This window comes from Ruegeria sp. O11 (assembly GCF_056535285.1).
Map to the genome: position 1 here is coordinate 44,535 of NZ_JBQERS010000013.1, position 20,072 is coordinate 64,606.

Genomic DNA, 20,072 nt, shown 5'->3' on the forward strand with positions numbered 1-20,072 from the left:
TTCTACTCCGGGAAATGACTGACGATGATGAACATGACGGTTCCGATCAGCGTGACGATGAAGGAATAGGTGAAGGCCCAAAGGACAAAGGGCTGCATCAGCATGAAGACTCCCAGTGCGATAAGGATGGTTGCGACCATCTCCCACGGGCCGCGGCGGAGCCGCATCAATCCGGTTAGAAAATCGCTCATTTGCGCACGGCTCCGAATGTGATCCCACGCAGCAAATGTTTGCGCATCAGGATGGTGAAAATCATGACGGGGATCAGGAAGATCGTGGCACCTGCCGCCACAGCAGGCCAGTCCAGGCCGCCAATACCAATAATGGTCGGGATGAACGGTGGCGCAGTCTGCGCATTCGCGGATGTCAGCAGCACGGCAAACGCGTACTCATTCCATGCGAAGATCAGGCAAAAGATAGCTGTTGAGGCTATGCCGGTTGCGGCTTGCGGCAGCACCACTTTGTAGAAGGCCTGAAATCTCGTGTAGCCATCTATAAGGGCGGCTTCTTCGTACTCTCTTGGGATTTCGTCGATGAAACCTTTCAGCAACCAAACCGCCAAGGAAATATTCACGCCCGTATACAACAGGATCATTCCCAAATGCGTGTCGCTGAGACCAAGGTTTCTGAACATTAGGAATATTGGGATGGCGACGGCGACCGGGGGCATCATCCTTGTACTGAGGATGAAAAATAGTAGGTCGTCCTTAAGCGGTACTTTAAACCTGCTGAAGGCATAGGCCGCCAACGTGCCAAGGAAGATACTCAAGAACGTTGAGCCAAATCCGATGATAACCGAATTCATAAAGCGTTCCCCGAACTTGGATGGCCCGACAATCACCATGTCGTATTGGCGCACGATCTCATCGGCCCAGTTCTGCGGTGGGTTTGCTTCCAGAAATTCCTGCGTTTGCCGTGTTCGTGTGGTGAAGAGATTGACGTAGCCTTCAAGCGTGGGGTCAAAGACCACTTTGGGCGGGTAACTGATCGCATCCGCCGGGGACTTGAAGCCAGTCAGCAAGATCCAAACCAGCGGGATCATCGTGATCAGCGCATAAGTAATTACCAGGAAGCCTGCGATCCACTTGGACCGGTTCGAAGGTTCGGTGACGGAAAAACTGCTCATCTCTGTTTCACCTTGTTCAGGGCTTTGACGTAGATCGACGCGAGGCCGAACACGGTGACGAAAAGGATGATCGCATAGGCCGAGGCATAGCCCGTACGCCATTTCTCAAAGGCTTCGCGTTTCAGGTTGATCGAAGTGAGTTCCGTTACAGAACCGGGGCCTCCGCCGGTTAGCTGAACAACCAGGTCGAACATCTTGAAGTTCTCTATGCCTCGAAACAGCACGGCCAGCATCAGGAACGGTAGCACCATCGGGATGGTAATCGTAAAGAACTGTCGCAGCTTGCTGGCCCTGTCGATTTCAGCCGCCTCGTAGATGTAATCGGGAATGCTGCGCAGACCGGCCAGACAGATCAGCATCACGAAGGGGGTCCACATCCAGGTGTCGACGATCACGATCGCCCACGGAGCCAACGTCACGGATCCCAGCATTTCAAAGCTCGACGGGTCCTTGCCGGTAAACCAGGACACGATGTAGTTAAACAGTCCGATTTGAGGTTGATACAGGAACTTCCAGAAGTTCCCGACAACCGCCGGGGACAGCATCATTGGCAGCACGATAATCGTGGTCCAAAGATCGTTGCCCTTGAATTTCTTGTTGATCAACCACGCCAGAGTAAACCCGATCAGGACCTGGAAAAAGATCGTCCAGAACAGGAAATGCGCCGTCGCCTGCATATTTAGCCAGGTGTCCGAGTCCGTCAGGATACGCTCGTAATTCCTGAGGCCGACATCTTTGACTTCACGCCCGATCCGGTTGGCCTTGTAGTTGGTAAAGCTCAATTGGATGGTCCAGATTAACGGAAAGATGTTGATCGCCAGCAAAAGAAAGATCGTTGGGGAGATGAATATCCAGGCGATCGCGCGGTCAGATAATCCTCGGATTTTTCGCGCAACTCGCTCGGGCGTTGCCTGTGCAACGCGATCTATTGTCCTGTCAGACATCTCTTTGCCAGTTCTTGTTGGTTTAGGACTCACGGGTGAAGGTGGAGCGGGTTTGCACCCGCTCCTGTCTGCGTCCGGACTACAGCTTGCCTTCGTCTTCGAAGACTTCCGTCCAATCTTCGATTAAAAGATCAAGCGCTTCTTGAGCTGTACCTTGGTCGGCAACCACGTAGTCGTGGATGCGTTTCTGCATTGCCAGCAGCAGTTCCGCATAGGCAGGCTCTTGCCAGAAATCCTGTACACCGCCCATTGCTTCCAGGAAGTCGCCGGCAAATGGTTGGCTGTCTACGAAACCAGGATCTTCCAGCACGGAGTTATGCGCCGAGTAGCCGCCGAGCTCCCACCATTTGGCCTGAACTTCCGGCTGTGCAAACCACTTAATGTAATCAAGTGCGGCGTCCTGTTTGTCAGAGTAGCTGACGACAGAAATACCTTGTCCGCCCAGTGTCGAACCTGCCTGATTTTGTGGTGGGTTCACGAAGAAGTCGATCTTGTCACCGCCAGTATTGGGGTCGGCATAAAGACCTGGGAAGAACGCGAACCAGTTCATAGCCATGGCGACCTGACCGGACTTAAAGGCGTCCAAGCTCTCACCCATGTAAGAGTTGGTATATCCCGGAGGTGTCGCCGTTTTGTAGAACTCCTTGTAGAATTCCAGTGCCTCAACCGCTTCGGGAGAGTTTACCGCGCCTTCCATGTCATATGAGCCCGGGGTGTTTTCGTATTTGAAGCCCCAAGGATACAGCGCTCCGGTCACACCCATGGTGATCCCTTCTGAGCCGCGCTCGGTAAAAATTGCGGCGCCATAGACTGTCTTGCCGTCGATTTCACGACCTTGGAAGAACTGCGCAATCTGCAGCAATTCTTTCTGAGACTGAGGTTCACGAAGGTCCTGACCAGTTGCTTCTTTGTATGCGGCTTGGATTTCGGGATTTTCGAACCAGTCCTTGCGATAGAACCAGCCGTTTGCATCGCCCATCGCAGGCAGCGCGTAGTAATTTGGTGTGCCCTTAGGCCAGGTCGAGTAAGCGTAAACAGTGGCCGGTGCGAAATCGTCCATGCTGATGCCTTCAGCATCAAAGAACTCGTTCAGCTGGACATAATGACCATTCTCAGCGCCACCGCCAATCCATTGGCTGTCACCGATCAGTAGGTCGCAGAGCTTACCCCCAGAATTCAGCTCGTTCAGCATCCGGTCCGCAAAATTTGGCCAAGGAACAAATTCGAAGTTCATGGTGTGGCCGGATTCTGCTTCAAATTCTTTTGATAGCTCAACAAGCGCGTTGGCCGGGTCCCATGCAGCCCAACAGAGCGTCAGATCTTCAGCATTTGCCTTGGTAGAAAGAGTAGTAGCGGCAAGGACTATTGCGCTGGTCGAGGCCAGTTTTGTGTAAGTCATCCATTCCTCCCTTTTTGCGCCGTCAATCGAGGATGTGCGAATCGCGGCATACATCCAAGGCTATTTGAGGTACGCACCTCAAGTCCAGATATTTTTGAGGTTCGTACCTCAAAAAATCGGAAGAGATAGCCATTTTTTCTCTTAGTTATTGATTCATAAAGAAATTACTCATTGGCTTTGAGGCGAATGTATTTTCGGTGGCGAGGTATCGAATGGTCATATCGACTTAAATGGGCGCAGCCGTCATGTAGCCAACAGGCTCAGCTAACCCGCTTCTGAAGCGCTCAAATATTATTTGGTCGATACCTTTGAGAATTCGAGATAGCGTCAAACAGCGCGGACAATTCGGGACCGTGCTTAACTCTTTTTGGTCAGGTGTAGACGTATGAGCAATCTCTCCATCGTCCGATTGAACCGCTACCCTATAAAAGGCTTGAGTTCCGAGCCTATGCGCACTGTGACGCTGCGAGCAGGAGATGGCATTCCGGGCGATCGCCTGTTCGGATTTGCTCGCTACAACTCCGGTTTCGACATGCAGAACCCGAGGCCACTGCCGAAAGATCGCTTTGTCGTTTTGTTGAACGAGGCTGCGCTGGCAGGCATTCAGACCGATTTTGAGATTGAGTCCCAGACACTTGAGATCAATGCGAATGGAAAGATACGACGCTTTGATATGCGAGAGTCTGAAGATCGTGAGAAGGCGGCAGAGTTTCTTTCTTCAGAGATCGATTTAAAAGATCCAGAGCTGCCAAAGTTTGTCTCTTCTACTCCTCATAGGTTTACAGATGTATCTGTCGTATCACCGCAAATGATGAACGCGATATCCGTTTTGAATCTGGCCTCTGTGAAAAAGTTGGGCGAACAACTGAACGCAGAAATCCACCCGGCGCGCTTCCGTGCGAATATTGAGATAGACGGATTACCTTCGTTTGCTGAGCTGGATGCAGTTGGATCAGTTTTAAGATTTGGCGATGTCGAGTTGAAGATACTCTCGCGTACGAAAAGGTGTGCAGCAACTGAAGTGAACCCGAAAACGGCCGAGCGCGACTTGAAAATACCCTACCTTATTCGGAAATTGATGGGCCATATGGATATGGGCGTCTATGTCGAAGTGATTAATGGTGGAACGCTAGATGTCGGTCAAACTGGGGAAATACTCGCTTAGACCTTGCCTCTTGCCAAAGTGGCTTTTCTAAGAGGTTTGCGCCATGTTCGGTCAGACGATTTAACCCAACTCTTGCTCAGTCTTTCTTTTGGCTATCCAGGGTATCGAAGGACGTGCGCTCGTGTTTTCTGATCCAGATAAGATTGGAAGGCACTCCTTTTACGAAGCCTTGACAAGATCCCTGTTTCAATAAATTTTAGCCATTAAAATATTTAGGCAGGTGGTGCTCAATGTATCTGGGCTTAGATTTGGGAACGTCAGGTCTCCGCGGAATTCTAGTAGATGAAGCAGGACACGTTGTCGGTGATGCTGAAGTCAGCATTTCCACTTCCACGCCCAAGCCTGGCTGGTCTGAGCAGGATCCTTTGGATTGGACCAACGCTTGCGAAGAGGTTGTTGGGAAGCTTCGCGTCGGCAACCAGCAAGCATTCTCAAATTTGCGAGCTATTGGCCTAAGCGGACACATGCACGGCGCTACACTACTGGATCCTGATGGCGAAATATTGAGGCCCTGTATTCTTTGGAACGATACTCGGTCAGCCGACGAAGCGCGGACACTAGATCAAACATCAGAGATGCGCGCAATATCGGGAAACATCGTATTCCCGGGGTTTACGGCGCCGAAACTCGAATGGTTGCGCGCGAATGAGCCGGATGTATTCTCAAAGGTGGGCAAGGTATTGCTGCCGAAAGATTATTTGCGGTTTTGGCTGACTGGCGAATATGTTTCGGACATGTCTGACAGCGCAGGAACATCCTGGCTGGACGTTGACACTCGGCAGTGGTCAGAAAAGGCACTAGCCATAGGTCACATGCGCGCCGAGCAGATGCCGAGCTTGGTTGAGGGCAGTGATCGGGGTGGAGAGTTGAAGGTCCGTTTGAGGCAGGAGTGGGGGCTTTCGAATCCGGTTGTCGTGGCTGGAGGTGCTGGCGACAATGCTGCCGCTGCCTGCGGGATCGGGAGCATCAACGACGGCACCGGTTTTGTCTCACTCGGAACGTCCGGCGTGTTGCTTGTTGCGCGGGAAGCCTATGCTCCTGACCCGGAAACAGCCGTGCACTGTTTTTGTCATGCGGTTCCTGATCGGTGGATACAAATGGGTGTCATGCTGTCAGCAACGAACAGCATGAATTGGCTTGCTCGCAATCTTGGCGAACCCGTGGAAAGACTCGCTTCAGCTATGCCTGAAAAACTGAACGGACCTGCAGCGATCACCTTCCTGCCGTATCTGTCAGGAGAACGAACGCCGCATAACAATAGCCATATTCGAGGCGCGTTTTTGGGCGTGGACATCTCGTCGGAGCCCGCTGAGTTGACCCAGTCTGTGATGGAGGGTGTTTCTTTTGGAATGAGAGATTGCCTGGAAGCACTGAAGAGCACCGGAACCCAGCCTGACAGTCTTATGGCAGTTGGAGGGGGTGCGCGTTCTCGGTTCTGGCTGGAAACCTTAGCTACTGTTTTGCAAGTTCCACTGGATTTGCCAAAAGGCAGCGAATTCGGCGCTGCAATGGGCGCCGCACGCCTCGCAATTTGTGCTGCGACCAACGCAGAACCGACCAGAGTTATGACGCCGCCGGAAATTCAGGAACGCATCGAACCACGAGGCGACCTGATTGACGCCTACGAAAACGAATACCGGAGATATAGGCAATTCTACAAAGCGCTTGCGCCGCTGGCATTAAGATGAAGCTAGAAACGCGTAAAGCCTCCGGGATCGAAACTGCCATTCTTACCGATGGGAATATGCGTGTTTCGGTCCTGAACTATGGGGCTATCACGCGGGGTTGGTGGTACAAGGACGTGCCGCTCATCCTTGGGTTTGACGATCCAACTGCGTATCTCGCCGATACGCGTTACCTAGGCGCAATTGTTGGGCGTGTTGCCAACCGGATCAGCGGCGCGAAGTTTGACTTGGAGGGCGCTAGTTTTGAACTGAACGCCAATGAGGGCAAAAACACCCTACATGGCGGCGACGATGGGCTGTCTAAGCAGTTTTGGGACATCAAACAGTTTGTACAGAATGAAGTCTTTCTGAACTATGTTTCTCGCGACGGGGAGGCCGGCTTTCCAGGGGAGATCAGCTTCGAGGTCAGGATCTGCCTAAAGGGTCCACGCTTGGTCTATTCAATAACTGCACAGCCTGACCGGCCGACGCCGATAAGCATTGCGCAGCATAACTACTACACTTTGGGTGCCGCAGGAGGCATAGACGAGCATAAGCTGAAACTCGCTTCAAATTGGTATCTCGAAATCGACGATCAGGGTATCCCGTCGGGCAGGGTGATTGCGGCCAATGACAACTTGTTGGATTTTTCAACGCCCAAAACGATTGGAAGTGCTTCCGAAGGGATCGATCACTATTTTTGCTTTGATCATGATCGCGACCCAAAATCTCCGGTGGCGGAACTCACTTCACACTCAGGCCTTGCGTTGACCTTCTACTCGGACCAACCCGGAGCACAGGTTTATTCTGGCTATGAGCTGACAAAACCGCGTCGCGCGTCGCGTGGTGTGTGTATCGAGCCATCGGGTTATCCCAACGCACCGAATATTTCGTCGTTCCCCTCGATCATCTATACTCCGGAGAATCCGTATCGGCAGGAACTTATTCTAGAAGTTTCTGAGGAATAACATGAAAGTAGTTTCGCTATTCTTGGCTTTCGGATTAGCAATCTCTGTTGTAGGTAGCGCGCGTGCCCAATCGCTTGGTCCTTTGCCGGAGTTCCTCGAACCCGGCTTTGCAAGTGCTGAGCTGGGGCGTTTGCTGTTCTATGACCCGATCTTATCTGGCAACAAGAATATTAGCTGCGCGACCTGTCATCATCCCAGGCTTGGCACGTCCGACGGTGTTTCCCTTGGTATCGGGGAAGGGGGAATTGGGTTGGGTCCAGAGCGGAGATTGGACCCAGAGAACACCCCGGAACAGCGAATTCCTCGAAACTCACCAGGGCTTTGGAACCTCGGAGCCACTGAGTTCACGACGTTTTTCCATGATGGGCGACTAGAGGCAGACCCAACGCAACCTGATGGTATCAGAACCCCGTTGGGTACTCATATGCGGTCTGGTTTCAATTCAGCGCTGGCCGCACAGGCCATGTTCCCGGTTTTGTCGCCAGACGAAATGGCGGGTCACTATTCTGAGAATGACGTGAGCAAAGCGGTTCGTCTGGGATTTCTAACACAGAAAGGCAGTGCGTGGGATCTGATTGCAGAACGTGTTGCAGCTATTCCAGAGTACGAGCAGAGGTTTGAGGACTTAGCGCCGGATAATGGAATTACGTTCACGGCAATTGCCAACGTAATCGCGGACTTTATCGCATTCGAGTGGCGTGCAGATGACAGCCTGTTTGATCGCGCAATGCGAGGTGAGGCCGCGCTTTCAGAAGAAGCCGAGATTGGGATGGGCTTGTTTTATGGAAAAGCCGGATGCAGCAATTGCCACTCGGGCTGGTTCCAGACCGATCACGAGTTTCATTCGATTGCAATGCCGCAGATCGGCCCGGGAAAGGCGGCGCGATTTGAAAACCATGTCAGGGACGACGGGCGTCTTCGCGTGACCGGTGATCCCGACGACGCGTTTGCTTTCCGCACGCCATCTTTGCGCAACGTGACATTGACAGCTCCGTACGGACATAACGGAGCTTTTGCCGAACTTGAGGACATCGTGCGGCATCATCTGGACGCGGTTTCGTCGTTAAAAAACTACTCGATCGAGTTGGCCGCATTGCCGGACTTCCAGGGCTCCAAAGATCAAAGGGCAATGTCGGACAATCAGCACGTGGAGGCGATTGCCCAAAGCAACAGCTTATCGAGTGTTAACCTAACGGATCAGGAAATCGACGCTCTTCTCAGATTTCTGGCAAGCCTTGAAGACCCGGCAGAGCGGCTAGGTGTGCCCGACCAAGTTCCAAGCGGGTTACCGGTTGAAAAGTAATCAGCGGTTAAGACGTATGATTTGGTTGGGCGGATAGTCCAACCACTCGTCTATCGACCCATCCGGCCAGATCATACGAACCTGCACCTGGTCCTCACTCCCAAGCCCAAAATGCTGAAACCCAGCGATACCACCAGCGTGACCGCCGCCGATTGTTAGCTCGCGGGTCTGAACACCCAGCGAGGTTTTGACTTCAATAAATCCACCAATTGCTGCGTGATTGGTTTGATCCTGAGTGACATCCAGCAATAGCCAGTTGCCACCCTGAGAAGTGTTCTGGCTGACTTCGAGCTCAGAACCTCGGTTGACGACCACCAGATCCAGCTTCCCATCGTTGTTCAGGTCAGCAAGCGCCGCGCCACGAGACTTAGCCATCGAGGCAGCACCGGCATCTGCTGCAGCTTCAATAAACTGACCGTCGGGGTTCTGTAGTAGTAGATTATTGGGGTCGTTCAGAGCCGCATCGGGCATCTGTTCTACGTTTCCCTTGGCCACGAATATATCGTCCCGGCCGTCGTTGTTGACGTCGCCAAACTGTGCGTGCCACCCGGTGGATGGCCTTCCGTCTCCACCGTTATGCGGCCTATGAGCGGTCGTACCCTTTTCGTAAGTTGCATCGCGCCAGGTCGGGCCGTTTGTCACTGGGTCAAAAATCTGGAGTTTCTGGTCACCCATCGAGGTCAGATAAACCTCAGGAAAACCGTCTCCTGTAAGGTCGCGAGAGGCGATCCCCATTCCCCAGATCGAAAATGGAAGCCAGCCGTCGTCTTCCGAGTATTGCCGAGGCTCAGGCTCCATTGCCCATAACTGCTCGTGACCGCCGCGAACATAGTAGTGACGGTCGTTGCTGACGCGAAGATCAGCGCGGCCAGTTCGGGCCCAGTCCGAAAACAAAATAGAAAGTGAGCAGTAGCCGGGCTCAAGATGCAGTGGCTCATGATACAAGTTGCCTTCTGGGCGGTACAAAAGGGTTGGTCCGCAGGATTCAAAAGGACCTTCGGGATCAAACCGATCAACATAGGTGCCAAACGCCAAGGTCGGTAAAGTTTGCCCGCTTTCCCATGTTGCCGAGAACCCTGTGGTCCAGTGATCCTCGGACTGAAACCCGAGTTCAGTGAAAGGGCTGAATTGGCAGTCGTGATGGCCCCGAAGAAGCAGGTCTGGGCCAACACGCAAAATCGCCAGATCCATTACGCCGTCGCTATCAACATCAAGAGGGTAGGTGCCGGACACACCGGCCAGCGAAAGATCTTCAGGCGTCTTTGCCTGAAATGCTATCTGTTCCTTCGAGGTATTGATGAACAGTTGAGACCGGTTGGAACCGCCAGCCAAAAAGAGTTCTGGCAGCGAGTCCCCATTGCAATCGAAAACGGCCACACCACCGCCGACAAAATGCTCCCACCCGCCATCATAGACGTGTTTTGGCACATCCATCTTTTCAAATTCAGGAGTATCAGCGCCCGCATTCGCAACTGTGGCCAAAGCCGCAATTATCGCAAACTCAAGGCGCATTCGACGTCAACTCCTTGACCTTTAGAATCGAGACTTGCTCAATTCCATAGGCTGCTGCCCCTTTGGCCCACATCATGTCGCCCCAGTGATGAACTTTGATCTGGGGCAAAGGTGCATCGACATTCACAACTCCGTTCCGAATGCGGGTCATAACTTCGCTGGAACACAAATGTTCAAAGCTCATTTGTGCCCCCGAGACGATAATGCACTCTGGGTCAAACAAGTTGATCAGGTTGGAAATTCCGAGGCCAAACATCTGACCTGCGCGGGCAAGCACCGACGAAGCTCTGTCGTCGCCTGAGTTGGCGCGGTCATGTATTTCGGAAACGGAGTCCATGTCGTTGGTATGACCGGTGACTGTCATTTCACGGAGCAGGGCATAGTCACCCACATAGGCTTCAAGACACCCGCGTTGACCGCATTGGCAAAGGGCCCCGTCAAGCTGAACTTTGGTGTGCCCAAACTCAGCGCCACAGCCTCGTTCTCCACGGTATAGTTTGCCGTCCAATACGATGCCAAGGCCAACACCGTGTTCGATCGTAACGACGAGGAAGTTCTCTAAACCCTTGCCCAAGCCAAAAAGCTGCTCGGCCTTGGCGACAAGATTGGCATCGTTGTCAACGAATGCGGGGCAGGGCAGTTTATTTGAAAGCAGGTGGCTGAAGTCAATATTTCTCTCGGTAATTGAAGAAGACCAGTGGACAAAATTCCTGTTTGCGTCGACCAGTCCGGCCACCCCGATAGAAACACCTGCCAAATGTGCGACGGAACGGTCGATCTGACTGCAGGTTTCTTCAAGTGCTTCGCGGATCGCCGATACAAATTCTTGCGGCGACATTCTGGCGTGATCCAGAGCATACTTATGAGATGCTACTTCGTTACCTTCAAAGTCGACCAAGATTACTGAGATTACTTGCCGAGCCACCTTTAGACCGGCCACAAGGTACATCTGGCCGTCCAGTTGCAGCAATACTCTGGGTCTGCCTCTCTTTCCCGACTTGGACTGTGCTTGGCCTTCAGTCTCTTTGACCAACCCGGCCAAGATGAGATCAGCCGTGGCTGCGGTGACGGTCGCAGGGCTGGTTTGCAAGGCGGATGCAATATCTATCCGCGAGACGGACCCCTTGGCTCTGATGTGCTCCAATACCCGTATGCGGGTCGTATTTCTTTGTTCCAAAGAAACCGGAGAGGCTTTGCTTTTCAGCATTTTGTCCTCGCGAATCTTACCGTTGGTCCAATCTATTTGAATTTGACTGCCTCTTGTAGAGTAAATATTTTACCGGCTGAAATAAATATGGTATTCAAAATTGTGAGAGCCGCGAATCGAAATGCGATGGCTCGGCAAATGGGAGGAAATCATGAAGAGAATTCTCAGCTTTTCGGCTGTGGCCACTTTGTTGGCTTCGACCGCATTCGCAGAGCCAGTGATTGGCGTAAGCTGGTCGAACTTTCAGGAAGAGCGCTGGAAAACGGACGAGGCGGCCATCAAGTCAGCTCTTGAAGCCGGGGGTGCGGAGTATATTTCGGCGGATGCCCAATCATCGTCGGCAAAGCAGCTGTCGGACATTGAAAGCCTGATCGCCCAAGGCGTGGACGCGCTGATCATTCTGGCACAGGACGCGCAGGCCATCGGGCCAGCGGTTCAGGCTGCGGCGGACGAAGGTATTCCTGTGATTGCCTATGACCGCCTGATCGAAGACGACCGAGCATTTTATCTGACCTTCGACAATGTCGAAGTCGGCAGAATGCAGGCCCGCGCTGTATTTGAGGCCATGCCGAAAGGTAATTATGTCATGATCAAAGGCTCTCCCACGGATCCAAATGCGGACTTTCTGCGGGGTGGTCAGCAAGAGATCATCGGCGCAGCCGTTGACAGCGGTGACATCGTAATCGTTGGTGAGGCCTATACGGATGGCTGGTTGCCGGCGAACGCGCAGCGAAACATGGAACAGATCTTGACCGCGAATGAGAACAATGTGGATGCGGTTGTTGCATCAAATGACGGTACTGCAGGCGGGGTAGTTGCGGCCCTAACTGCTCAGGGCATGGAAGGGATTCCGGTATCCGGTCAGGATGGCGATCATGCGGCGTTGAACCGTGTTGCACTGGGCACTCAGACCGTCTCGGTTTGGAAAGACGCCCGTGAGCTTGGCAAAGCGGCAGGCGAAATCGCGGTCGCGCTGAGCGGTGGGACAAGCCCTGCTGATGTCGAAGGCGCAGTTAGCTGGACATCCCCTGGCGGCACCGAGATGAACTCGGTCTTCCTCGCGCCCGTTCCGATCACCAAGGACAACCTGTCCGTTGTCGTGGACGCTGGGTGGATCCCATTGGAAGATCTGTGCCAGGGCGTTGAAAACGGACCTGCGCCTTGTAACTAAACCACTCAGCCCTGGGCCCTTTAGTCCGGGCCTGGGGCAAATGCTGAATATGAAAGATCGGAAATGACCGAAACTTCGTCTCAGCCGGTACCTGAAAAAGCGAAACCCAGCCTGTTCCAGCAACTGGAACTGGATATGCGACTTTTGGGAATGATCGGCGCGTTTGTCATCCTGTGCATCGGGTTCAACATCTTCACAGATGGGCGCTTCCTGACGCCTCGTAACCTGTTCAACCTGTCCATCCAGACGGTTTCGGTCGCCATTATGGCATGCGGGATGGTATTTATTATCGTAACGCGGCACATCGACTTGTCGGTTGGTGCACTGCTGGCAACAACCTCGGCCGTGATGGCGATGACGCAAACCGAGCTTTTGCCGCAAGTCCTCGGGATGGGTTTGAACAACCCGGCAACATGGGCGATCACTATTGTCGTCGGGCTATTTGTCGGCACGCTGATTGGTGCATTTCACGGCTGGATGGTCGGTTATCTGACGATACCAGCCTTCATCGTCACCCTTGGTGGATTTCTGGTTTGGAGAAACGTGGCGTGGTATTTGACCAGCGGCCAGACGATTGGCCCTCTGGATAGCACGTTCCTGATGTTTGGCGGGACTAACGGAACTTTGGGAACAACGACAAGCTGGCTGTTTGGACTGTTCGCTACTGCGATCGCTATCTGGGCGTTGTGGAGTGGTCGCCGCGCAAAAGCGTCACATGGTTTCCCGGTAAAACCTGTTTGGGCCGAGGCCACTCTGGCCGGGATAATCGCAATTGCTATCCTTGGGTACGTTTACATCGTAAACAGCTACGCCATTCCGACGCGCCGGCTGCAACGTATGTTCGAAGCGCGTGGCGAGACAATGCCAGAAGGGCTGGTTGTAGGATACGGCATACCGATTTCTGTACTCATCCTAATCATAGTCGCGGTTACCCTGACGATCGTGGCACGAAAAACCCGGTTTGGTCGGTACATCTTTGCCACTGGCGGAAACCCGGATGCGGCAGAGCTTTCTGGAATCAATACACGGCTGCTGACCGTGAAGATTTTTGCGCTTATGGGCTTCCTGTGCGCCGTTTCTGCTGTGGTCGCCTCGGCACGCCTTGCAAATCACTCAAACGACATTGGCACACTGGACGAGCTGCGCGTCATCGCCGCTGCGGTGATCGGAGGAACCGCATTGTCTGGTGGCATCGGCACCATATACGGCGCGATCCTTGGCGCATTGATCATGCAGGCGCTGCAATCGGGCATGGCAATGGTTGGCGTGGACGCCCCGTTTCAGAACATCGTCGTCGGCAGCGTCCTCGTGTTGGCCGTCTATATCGACATCGTTTACCGCAAGCGACTGGGGGCCAAGTGATGCAAGCTCAGGATACTCAGAAAAGACTTTCCGGCACTGGGCGCGGTTCAGGCGCGCCGCCATTGGTCGAGATGCGCGACATCTCGATTTCCTTCGGTGGGATCAAGGCCGTCGACCATGTGTCGGTCGATCTCTATCCGGGTGAAGTCGTTGGCCTGCTTGGCCACAATGGCGCCGGAAAGTCCACGTTGATCAAGGTATTGTCCGGCGCATATCAGATGGACCACGGCGAGATTCTGATCGATGGCAAGTCGGTCGAGATTGACAATCCCCGTGATGCGCGGGCGAATAACATCGAAACGATCTATCAGACGCTCGCATTGGCCGACAATTTGGACGCGACTTCGAACCTTTTCCTGGGGCGCGAGATGACGACGCCATTCGGGTTGGTCAACGACGCAGCCATGGAGGCCGAATGCCGAAAGATAATGGCGCAGCTCAATCCGAACTTTCAGAAGTTCAATGATCCGGTCTCCGCCTTGTCGGGTGGGCAAAGGCAATCAGTGGCGATCGCTCGGGCTGTCTACTTCAACGCACGTATTCTGATCATGGACGAGCCGACAGCGGCACTTGGGCCACATGAAACGCAGATGGTGGCGGATCTGATTCACCAACTGAAGGCACAAGGCATCGGGATATTTCTGATCGACCACGATGTGCATGCCGTTATGGAGCTGTGTGACCGCGCCTCGGTCATGAAGAACGGGAAACTGGTCGGGACGGTCGATATCGCAGACGTCACTGACGACGATCTTTTGTCGATGATCATTCTCGGCAAACAGCCAGCACAAAAAGCACAGTAGGGGGCAAAAATGCCAAGTGGATTTTTTGAAGGCATCGAAAAGATCAGGTTTGAAGGCGCGGACAGCGACAACCCGCTGGCATTCCGCCATTATAATCCGGACGAGATTGTCATGGGAAAGCGCATGGAAGACCATCTGCGATTTGCTGTGGCCTGGTGGCATTCATTCGCGTGGGAGGGCGGAGACCCCTTTGGTGGACCTACGTTCGAACGCCCATGGTATCCTCAGGACGATATGGGCCGGGCCCGCCAGAAGGCAGATATTGCATTCGAATTGTTTGAGCTTTTGGGGCAGCCATTCTTTTGCTGGCACGACGCTGATATCCGGCCCGAACAGGGAAACTTTGCCGATAACCTGCGCACATTGGAAGAAATCACTGATTATATCGGTGAAAAGATGCAAGTTTCTGGCACCAAACTGCTTTGGGGTACGGCCAATATGTTCAGTCATCGTCGCTGGATGTCTGGCGCCAGTACCAATCCTGATCCCGACGTTTTTGCGTTCGCTGCATCGACAGTGAAATCCTGCATGGATGCAACTCACAAACTAGGTGGTGAAAACTATGTTCTGTGGGGTGGTCGTGAGGGCTACGAAACCCTTCTGAACACGGACCTGAAAACTGAATTGGACCACATGGGCCGTTTTCTGAACATGGTCGTAGAGTACAAACACAAGATCGGGTTCAAAGGCACTATTCTTGTGGAGCCGAAACCTCAGGAGCCTTCCAAGCACCAATACGACTATGATGCAGCTACTTGCATCGGTTTTCTTCGGAAGTACGGGTTGGAGAATGAAGTGAAGCTGAATCTCGAGCAGGGCCACGCGATCCTTGCCGGGCATAGCTTTGAGCATGAAATTGCGGTTGCGGCTGCTGAGGGGATGCTGGGTTCGATTGATATGAACCGCAACGATTACCAATCTGGATGGGATACAGACCAGTTCCCGAACAACACACCGGAAGTTGCCCTAGCTTACTATTACATCTTGAAAGCTGGTGGTTTTACCACCGGCGGCACAAATTTCGACGCCAAAATTCGCCGACAATCGATTGACGCTGTCGATCTGGTGGCGGCTCATATCGGCGGAATGGACATATGCGCACGCGGTTTGAAGGCAGCGGCTGCTATGATTGCGGATGGGGGTTTGGAAAGCGCGCTTTCGCAACGGTATTCCGGTTGGAAGTCTCCCAAAGCGAAGTCCCTGTTAAGCAGTAGCCTGGATGAAATTTCCGCTCGTGTTTTAAATGACGGAATAAACCCAGAGCCGCAATCTGGACGCCAGGAAATATTAGAGAATTATGTGAACAGATTTGTCTAACTGCCAAACTTGGGTGTTTTACACTGTTGTCAATAGTCACGCCAAGCCGCCCTTGGTGCTGAGAACACTAAGGGAGGTTTTGTTCATAACCCGTCCATAAAGACAAAACCTTTCCTTGATCTGGTCAAACGGCCACAATTCTTTTTGGGTCACAAATGCTTGACGTTTAGGTCAGAAATGAATGACGTGCTTGACCAATTTAATGAGTTTTTGGCCGTCGATTGAGTCAAATATCGGTGACCTTCCACACGGTGGTTGCAGTAGCGCGCCATTCAAGACTCTGTCCGGTGATGGCCGCAGTGCGGACTTAGCTGCCGTCAGTGTTTGCCCGAAGCCAAGTTTTTGACTCTTGCAACACTTGCACAAGGCGAACATCTGTGCCGCCTACAATGCACGAATGAATTTTTTCAAGGTTTCTTGGAGTCGCTGGAGCAACACCTCAAACTCATTTGGTGCAGGCTACCCGAACAACTCGGTCCGCCTCGCATTTGTTTCTCTTGGTGCAATCGCCTTCAGAATTTCTACCGCTCTCATAGACACACATAGGTGGTTTCGTTGACCAACCCTGCTTCGTGGTGCATTCATCTTTGCCCGTGCATTGCGAGCCTCCACAAGTTTTGGGGCGCCATTGTCTGAGCGACTGATATGTTTTCCATTCACTTGGGCAAGTTCTGCTGGGAAAAGAACATACCGCTTCTCCATTTATCATTTCGGTTAACCCTCCGGCGTTGCTACACTCCACCGATGTAGCTGCCGCACCGATAGTGGCTGAAACTGCCACAGCAAGGAAGAGAGTTCCTGCAGATAGTTTTGCCATATAGCACACCACTTTTTTACCAACGCGATCATACGCAGTACGACAGCAAGAATGAGATCAAGAAAAAGCTCTCAGCCTCACTGTCAATTGGTACCATCAGTCGACGTTTAACAAGACCCGGGCGATACCTGCTTCACACAAAAATAATCCGATGACTGAATTTTCACTTTTCTGTGTGCACTCCGTTCACGCAATACTCAAATCCCAACGACTTGCCCTTTGAGGCTATATAGAATGTACAAGACTTCCTCTTGCTCGCGTTGACCAACGTCGTTTGCCTTTAGTGCGTTCGCAGCGTCGTCCAATACTGCGACAAACTCGTCTCCGCTGATGTTCATGTGCCGATGCGCGCTAGCCATATCCTTGCCTGCATAGATCTCAGGTCCACCAGAACCAGTAATAAAGAAGTCCCCCGCCATTTGCTTGAGGTGCTTTATATCACTTCCTGCAAATCGAGCAGAGACAACTGGGTTTTTGGAGTGATTGTCCACCAGCGTGTCAACTATTCGCCGAATACCATCCGTCCCTCCCAGACGATCATAGAGTGTCGCAGACATTGTCTATCCCTTTTTTTATCAGCGTTTCTCAGACGCTAGCACGGTACTCTAATTGGGGCCAAATCTATTGCATTTTGGCTACGCAATTGATCGTAGCTCACCTTGAAAAACGCTGAACACTTTGGGCTCGAAACAGACGTTCACCGCGCGCAGGATCAATGACTGCTATCCGGCGATTACCTTCTCTTCGGGAAAGGTCCTCTGAACCGACTGTGCCAAGGGAATGCCGTGCAGGACGCATCCTGGGCACAACATTTGAAATGCCTCTATAAGGACAACCCGTCCTTTTAAGCCGTCTAAAGTCAGGGGTGCGTCAGTGTTAAACCATTCCGATACGTCTAGTTCTGGCGATTGCATTTTTCTCGTCCTCTTTAGCAGGCAGCCGCCTTGGGATCGGCGGCTGCATTTTAGCAATTCAGTGAAGCTTGCCCGGCAGGCTCAGATCGCCAGATGCGACGTCGAAAACATCTGTGATGCATAGCAAGGGCGCATGGATATTCGCGTTCACGCGTAAGGCTGAAGTGACGCCATCGTAAGCGATAGCATCCAGTTTTACGTCGCTCGCAAAACCGACATTCACTGAAATCTCCGGGCCGTCAAACAGTGGCGTAAACCCAGGGCTGTCCAGAAAGATCGGGAACCCAGGCCATGTCGCAGGTAGCTTGGGTGTGGAATCTTCGGGGATGTCACGAACGGCAAGCGCGTCGGGTCCGCACGCTTCGGTCGGGGTCAATACAACCCAGTGGCTATGCCATTCGATGCCGTCATTTGACGGATCACCGTCGCCGTTTTCGTCAAAAAGCGGCGTGTCATCGAAATCTGGATGACTGGTCGCGGCCATTGCAAGGATGCCTGTGCCGCCTTCGAACCCAACGGCCGAAGGGTCCAAAGACGTAGGCCAGACATATGACCAGACGTCTGATCCACCGACCTCTCCGGTTGCCACCGGAACCGAGGCGCCAGCCGCTCCATTCGTTGTCATGTGAAAAGTGACGGTGTTTCCATTGCGGTGCGCGTGCGCGGCCAGAATGTCAAAGTCCGCGACTTTGCTGGCGTCTGCCGAAGATATGATGGCGTCACCTTGATGGATGGCATGGTTCCCATCAGCAAGTGCAGTGTTGCTGATGAACAAGGCCAGAGTGGAAGTGAGTATTGAGAGTTTCATGGTTGCCTCCAAATATAAGATAGCGAGTCGCTACTATAGAGAGAAATATATTGCAACTATAATTTCGAGTCGCTACTAAAAGTGTTATGAACACAGATCACCGCATACGCACACTGATCAACCGTCTGGCACGGATCGATGCTTCCGAAGGATGGACGGGGGATTTGAACCCAACTCAGAGGATGGCGCTCGAGTACCTCGCTGAGGCGAACATGTTCTCGCGCTCGCCGTCGCATGTTGCAGAATACATCGGAACAACCCGTGGAACGATGTCACAGACGCTCAAAGCTTTGGCGCGCAAAGGCTATGTAGAAGAGCATCGCAAGGAACATGATCAGCGGTCGATTTCCTACGAACTCACCAATGAAGGGGTCAAGATCGTACGTCAGCCAAACCCTGTTGCTCAGGCAATTGGGTATATGCCCTTAGAAAACCAAGCCTTGCTTGAGCAGGGGTTGGTGCAAAGCCTCAGTCTGGCTTTAGCCGCAAATGGAGGTCGATCATTCGGCCAATGTAAATACTGCTCTCACCATGATGCCACGACGGAATACGGTTTTTGCAAATTGTTGAGTGTTGCATTGGAGCCCGGCGAAAAAGACAAGATTTGCATTGAGCAAGAGGAAGCTAAATGAACCGTCCAGAACTGTCGGCAATCATCGACGGCCTCTTCTTTGGAGCCATCAGAGATCGCTGGGAAGGAAAGCCGCCATCTGCCATTCAGAAAGACCGGGTGGACGGGCGGCAAGCCATTACCTCGCTTGGATTTTCCGGGGACGCTCAGGCGGACCTGACCGTGCATGGCGGCAAAGACAAAGCCATCCATCATTATGATTTTGGTCACTATTCGGCTTGGCAAGCAGAGGACCTAATGGCACCCGGCACGATGCCCGCGGCGTTTGGCGAGAACATTTCTACCACGGGACTGAACGAGGAAAACCTCTGCATCGGCGACATCCTGTTACTCGGGACGGCGGTAGTTCAAATTAGCCAGGGGCGGCAGCCGTGCTGGAAACTTGGGCTACATACGGGGCGCAAAGAAATGCCTTACCAGTTCCAGAAGACGGGCCGGACCGGATGGTATTACCGCGTGCTCCAACCTGGCGAAGTTGGCGCCGGTGATCGGATCACCTTGGATGAAAGGCCCAATCCCAATTGGTCTGTATTGGCTGTTACACGCGCACGGCTGACTCGTCGCATTCTGCCGGAAGATGCCGAGGTTTTGTCTCAGATGGAAGAACTTGCTGAAGGTTGGCGACAAGCTTTTAGCAGAATGGCTGAAGGCAATGCCAAGGAGGATACATCGGCAAGGCTTGGAGGCACCGGATAACACACCCAACGTGGCTTCAGTCGAGACGTAGTTTCCTCGAACTTAGCAAACTTCTCAACTCCTTGATGGTCAAATCCGCGTTTGTCAGTCGCTGGGTGGAGCAGGCAAGAAATGAGACATCAACTTCAGCATCGATGAAATGCCATTAATCGCCTTGGGCCAGAAATGCTTGACGTTTGGGTCAAAATTGAATGACGTGATTCACTCATTTGCTGAGGTTTTAGCTGTCGGTTGAGTCAAATTTTAGTGACGTTCCACAGTGCTC

At 52.8% G+C, this 20,072-nt stretch carries 18 protein-coding genes; 10 read left to right on the forward strand and 8 right to left on the reverse strand.

Annotated features, from left to right (window positions below; translation table 11 throughout):
* Nucleotides 1-2: 2 nt before the first annotated feature.
* From ACRZ91_RS18260 to ACRZ91_RS18275, 4 genes are all read right to left on the reverse strand, one after another.
* Complete coding sequence (locus tag ACRZ91_RS18260) at nucleotides 3-191, reverse strand: hypothetical protein (protein ID WP_010442360.1); 189 nt, start codon at nucleotides 189-191, stop codon at nucleotides 3-5.
* Entirely contained in the window at nucleotides 188-1,126 is a 939-nt protein-coding gene (locus ACRZ91_RS18265) for a carbohydrate ABC transporter permease (RefSeq protein ID WP_010442361.1), read from the reverse strand. The genes ACRZ91_RS18260 and ACRZ91_RS18265 overlap by 4 nt, the downstream gene beginning before the upstream one ends.
* The gene (locus tag ACRZ91_RS18270; protein ID WP_010442362.1) at nucleotides 1,123-2,070 is read right to left on the reverse strand and encodes a carbohydrate ABC transporter permease; all 948 of its coding nucleotides are present in this window, start codon (nucleotides 2,068-2,070) and stop codon (nucleotides 1,123-1,125) included. Before ACRZ91_RS18270 ends, ACRZ91_RS18265 begins: the two co-directional genes overlap by 4 nt.
* Nucleotides 2,071-2,149: 79 nt before the next feature.
* Complete coding sequence (locus ACRZ91_RS18275; RefSeq protein ID WP_480907591.1) at nucleotides 2,150-3,469, reverse strand: ABC transporter substrate-binding protein; 1,320 nt, start codon at nucleotides 3,467-3,469, stop codon at nucleotides 2,150-2,152.
* 385 nt (nucleotides 3,470-3,854) lie between these two features.
* Between ACRZ91_RS18275 and ACRZ91_RS18280 the strand changes: the two genes are divergently transcribed.
* The 4 genes from ACRZ91_RS18280 (at nucleotide 3,855) to ACRZ91_RS18295 (ending at nucleotide 8,569) form a co-directional block, all read left to right on the forward strand.
* On the forward strand, nucleotides 3,855-4,634 hold the full coding sequence (locus tag ACRZ91_RS18280; RefSeq protein WP_480907593.1) for an MOSC domain-containing protein: 780 nt from the start codon (nucleotides 3,855-3,857) through the stop codon (nucleotides 4,632-4,634).
* A gap of 230 nt (nucleotides 4,635-4,864) precedes the next feature.
* On the forward strand, nucleotides 4,865-6,322 hold the full coding sequence (gene xylB, locus ACRZ91_RS18285) for a xylulokinase (RefSeq protein ID WP_480907595.1): 1,458 nt from the start codon (nucleotides 4,865-4,867) through the stop codon (nucleotides 6,320-6,322).
* Nucleotides 6,319-7,266 (forward strand): aldose epimerase family protein, encoded by a 948-nt coding sequence (locus tag ACRZ91_RS18290; RefSeq protein WP_480907597.1) that lies wholly within the window; start codon nucleotides 6,319-6,321, stop codon nucleotides 7,264-7,266. The genes xylB and ACRZ91_RS18290 overlap by 4 nt, the downstream gene beginning before the upstream one ends.
* A 1-nt stretch (nucleotide 7,267) precedes the next feature.
* Nucleotides 7,268-8,569 carry a cytochrome-c peroxidase gene (locus ACRZ91_RS18295; RefSeq protein ID WP_480907599.1) on the forward strand — a complete coding sequence of 434 codons (1,302 nt, stop codon included), beginning with the start codon at nucleotides 7,268-7,270 and terminating at the stop codon, nucleotides 8,567-8,569.
* On the opposite strand, the gene ACRZ91_RS18300 is transcribed toward ACRZ91_RS18295, so the two are convergent.
* Nucleotides 8,570-10,081, reverse strand: coding sequence for a CRTAC1 family protein (locus ACRZ91_RS18300; RefSeq protein WP_480907601.1), 1,512 nt, complete (start codon nucleotides 10,079-10,081; stop codon nucleotides 8,570-8,572).
* Nucleotides 10,071-11,288 (reverse strand): ROK family protein, encoded by a 1,218-nt coding sequence (locus tag ACRZ91_RS18305; RefSeq protein ID WP_480907603.1) that lies wholly within the window; start codon nucleotides 11,286-11,288, stop codon nucleotides 10,071-10,073. The genes ACRZ91_RS18300 and ACRZ91_RS18305 overlap by 11 nt, the downstream gene beginning before the upstream one ends.
* A 151-nt stretch (nucleotides 11,289-11,439) precedes the next feature.
* On the opposite strand from ACRZ91_RS18305, the gene xylF reads away from it, so the two are divergent.
* The 4 genes from xylF to xylA all read left to right on the forward strand — a co-directional run bounded on the left by xylF (nucleotide 11,440) and on the right by xylA (nucleotide 15,941).
* Entirely contained in the window at nucleotides 11,440-12,459 is a 1,020-nt protein-coding gene (gene xylF / locus ACRZ91_RS18310) for a D-xylose ABC transporter substrate-binding protein (RefSeq protein ID WP_170472667.1), read from the forward strand.
* Between the two features lie 63 nt (nucleotides 12,460-12,522).
* Nucleotides 12,523-13,821, forward strand: a complete 1,299-nt coding sequence (locus ACRZ91_RS18315) for a sugar ABC transporter permease (protein ID WP_170466301.1) — start codon at nucleotides 12,523-12,525, stop codon at nucleotides 13,819-13,821.
* A complete protein-coding gene (locus ACRZ91_RS18320; RefSeq protein WP_170546351.1) occupies nucleotides 13,821-14,624 on the forward strand; it encodes an ATP-binding cassette domain-containing protein in 804 nt (267 codons plus the stop codon). The genes ACRZ91_RS18315 and ACRZ91_RS18320 overlap by 1 nt, the downstream gene beginning before the upstream one ends.
* Before the next feature lie 9 nt (nucleotides 14,625-14,633).
* Entirely contained in the window at nucleotides 14,634-15,941 is a 1,308-nt protein-coding gene (gene xylA / locus ACRZ91_RS18325; protein WP_480907606.1) for a xylose isomerase, read from the forward strand.
* Between the two features lie 1,014 nt (nucleotides 15,942-16,955).
* Here xylA and ACRZ91_RS18330 read toward each other — a convergent pair.
* Together ACRZ91_RS18330 and ACRZ91_RS18335 are read right to left on the reverse strand one after the other, a co-directional pair.
* Nucleotides 16,956-17,315 carry a group I truncated hemoglobin gene (locus ACRZ91_RS18330; protein ID WP_480907608.1) on the reverse strand — a complete coding sequence of 120 codons (360 nt, stop codon included), beginning with the start codon at nucleotides 17,313-17,315 and terminating at the stop codon, nucleotides 16,956-16,958.
* Nucleotides 17,316-17,730: 415 nt separating this feature from the next.
* A complete protein-coding gene (locus ACRZ91_RS18335; protein ID WP_480907610.1) occupies nucleotides 17,731-18,480 on the reverse strand; it encodes a hypothetical protein in 750 nt (249 codons plus the stop codon).
* A gap of 86 nt (nucleotides 18,481-18,566) precedes the next feature.
* Here ACRZ91_RS18335 and ACRZ91_RS18340 point away from each other — a divergent pair, with 86 nt between their 5' ends.
* Nucleotides 18,567-19,112 (forward strand): MarR family winged helix-turn-helix transcriptional regulator, encoded by a 546-nt coding sequence (locus tag ACRZ91_RS18340; RefSeq protein WP_480907612.1) that lies wholly within the window; start codon nucleotides 18,567-18,569, stop codon nucleotides 19,110-19,112.
* Nucleotides 19,109-19,807, forward strand: coding sequence for an MOSC domain-containing protein (locus tag ACRZ91_RS18345; RefSeq protein WP_480907614.1), 699 nt, complete (start codon nucleotides 19,109-19,111; stop codon nucleotides 19,805-19,807). The genes ACRZ91_RS18340 and ACRZ91_RS18345 overlap by 4 nt, the downstream gene beginning before the upstream one ends.
* The last annotated feature ends 265 nt before the right edge of the window (nucleotides 19,808-20,072 follow it).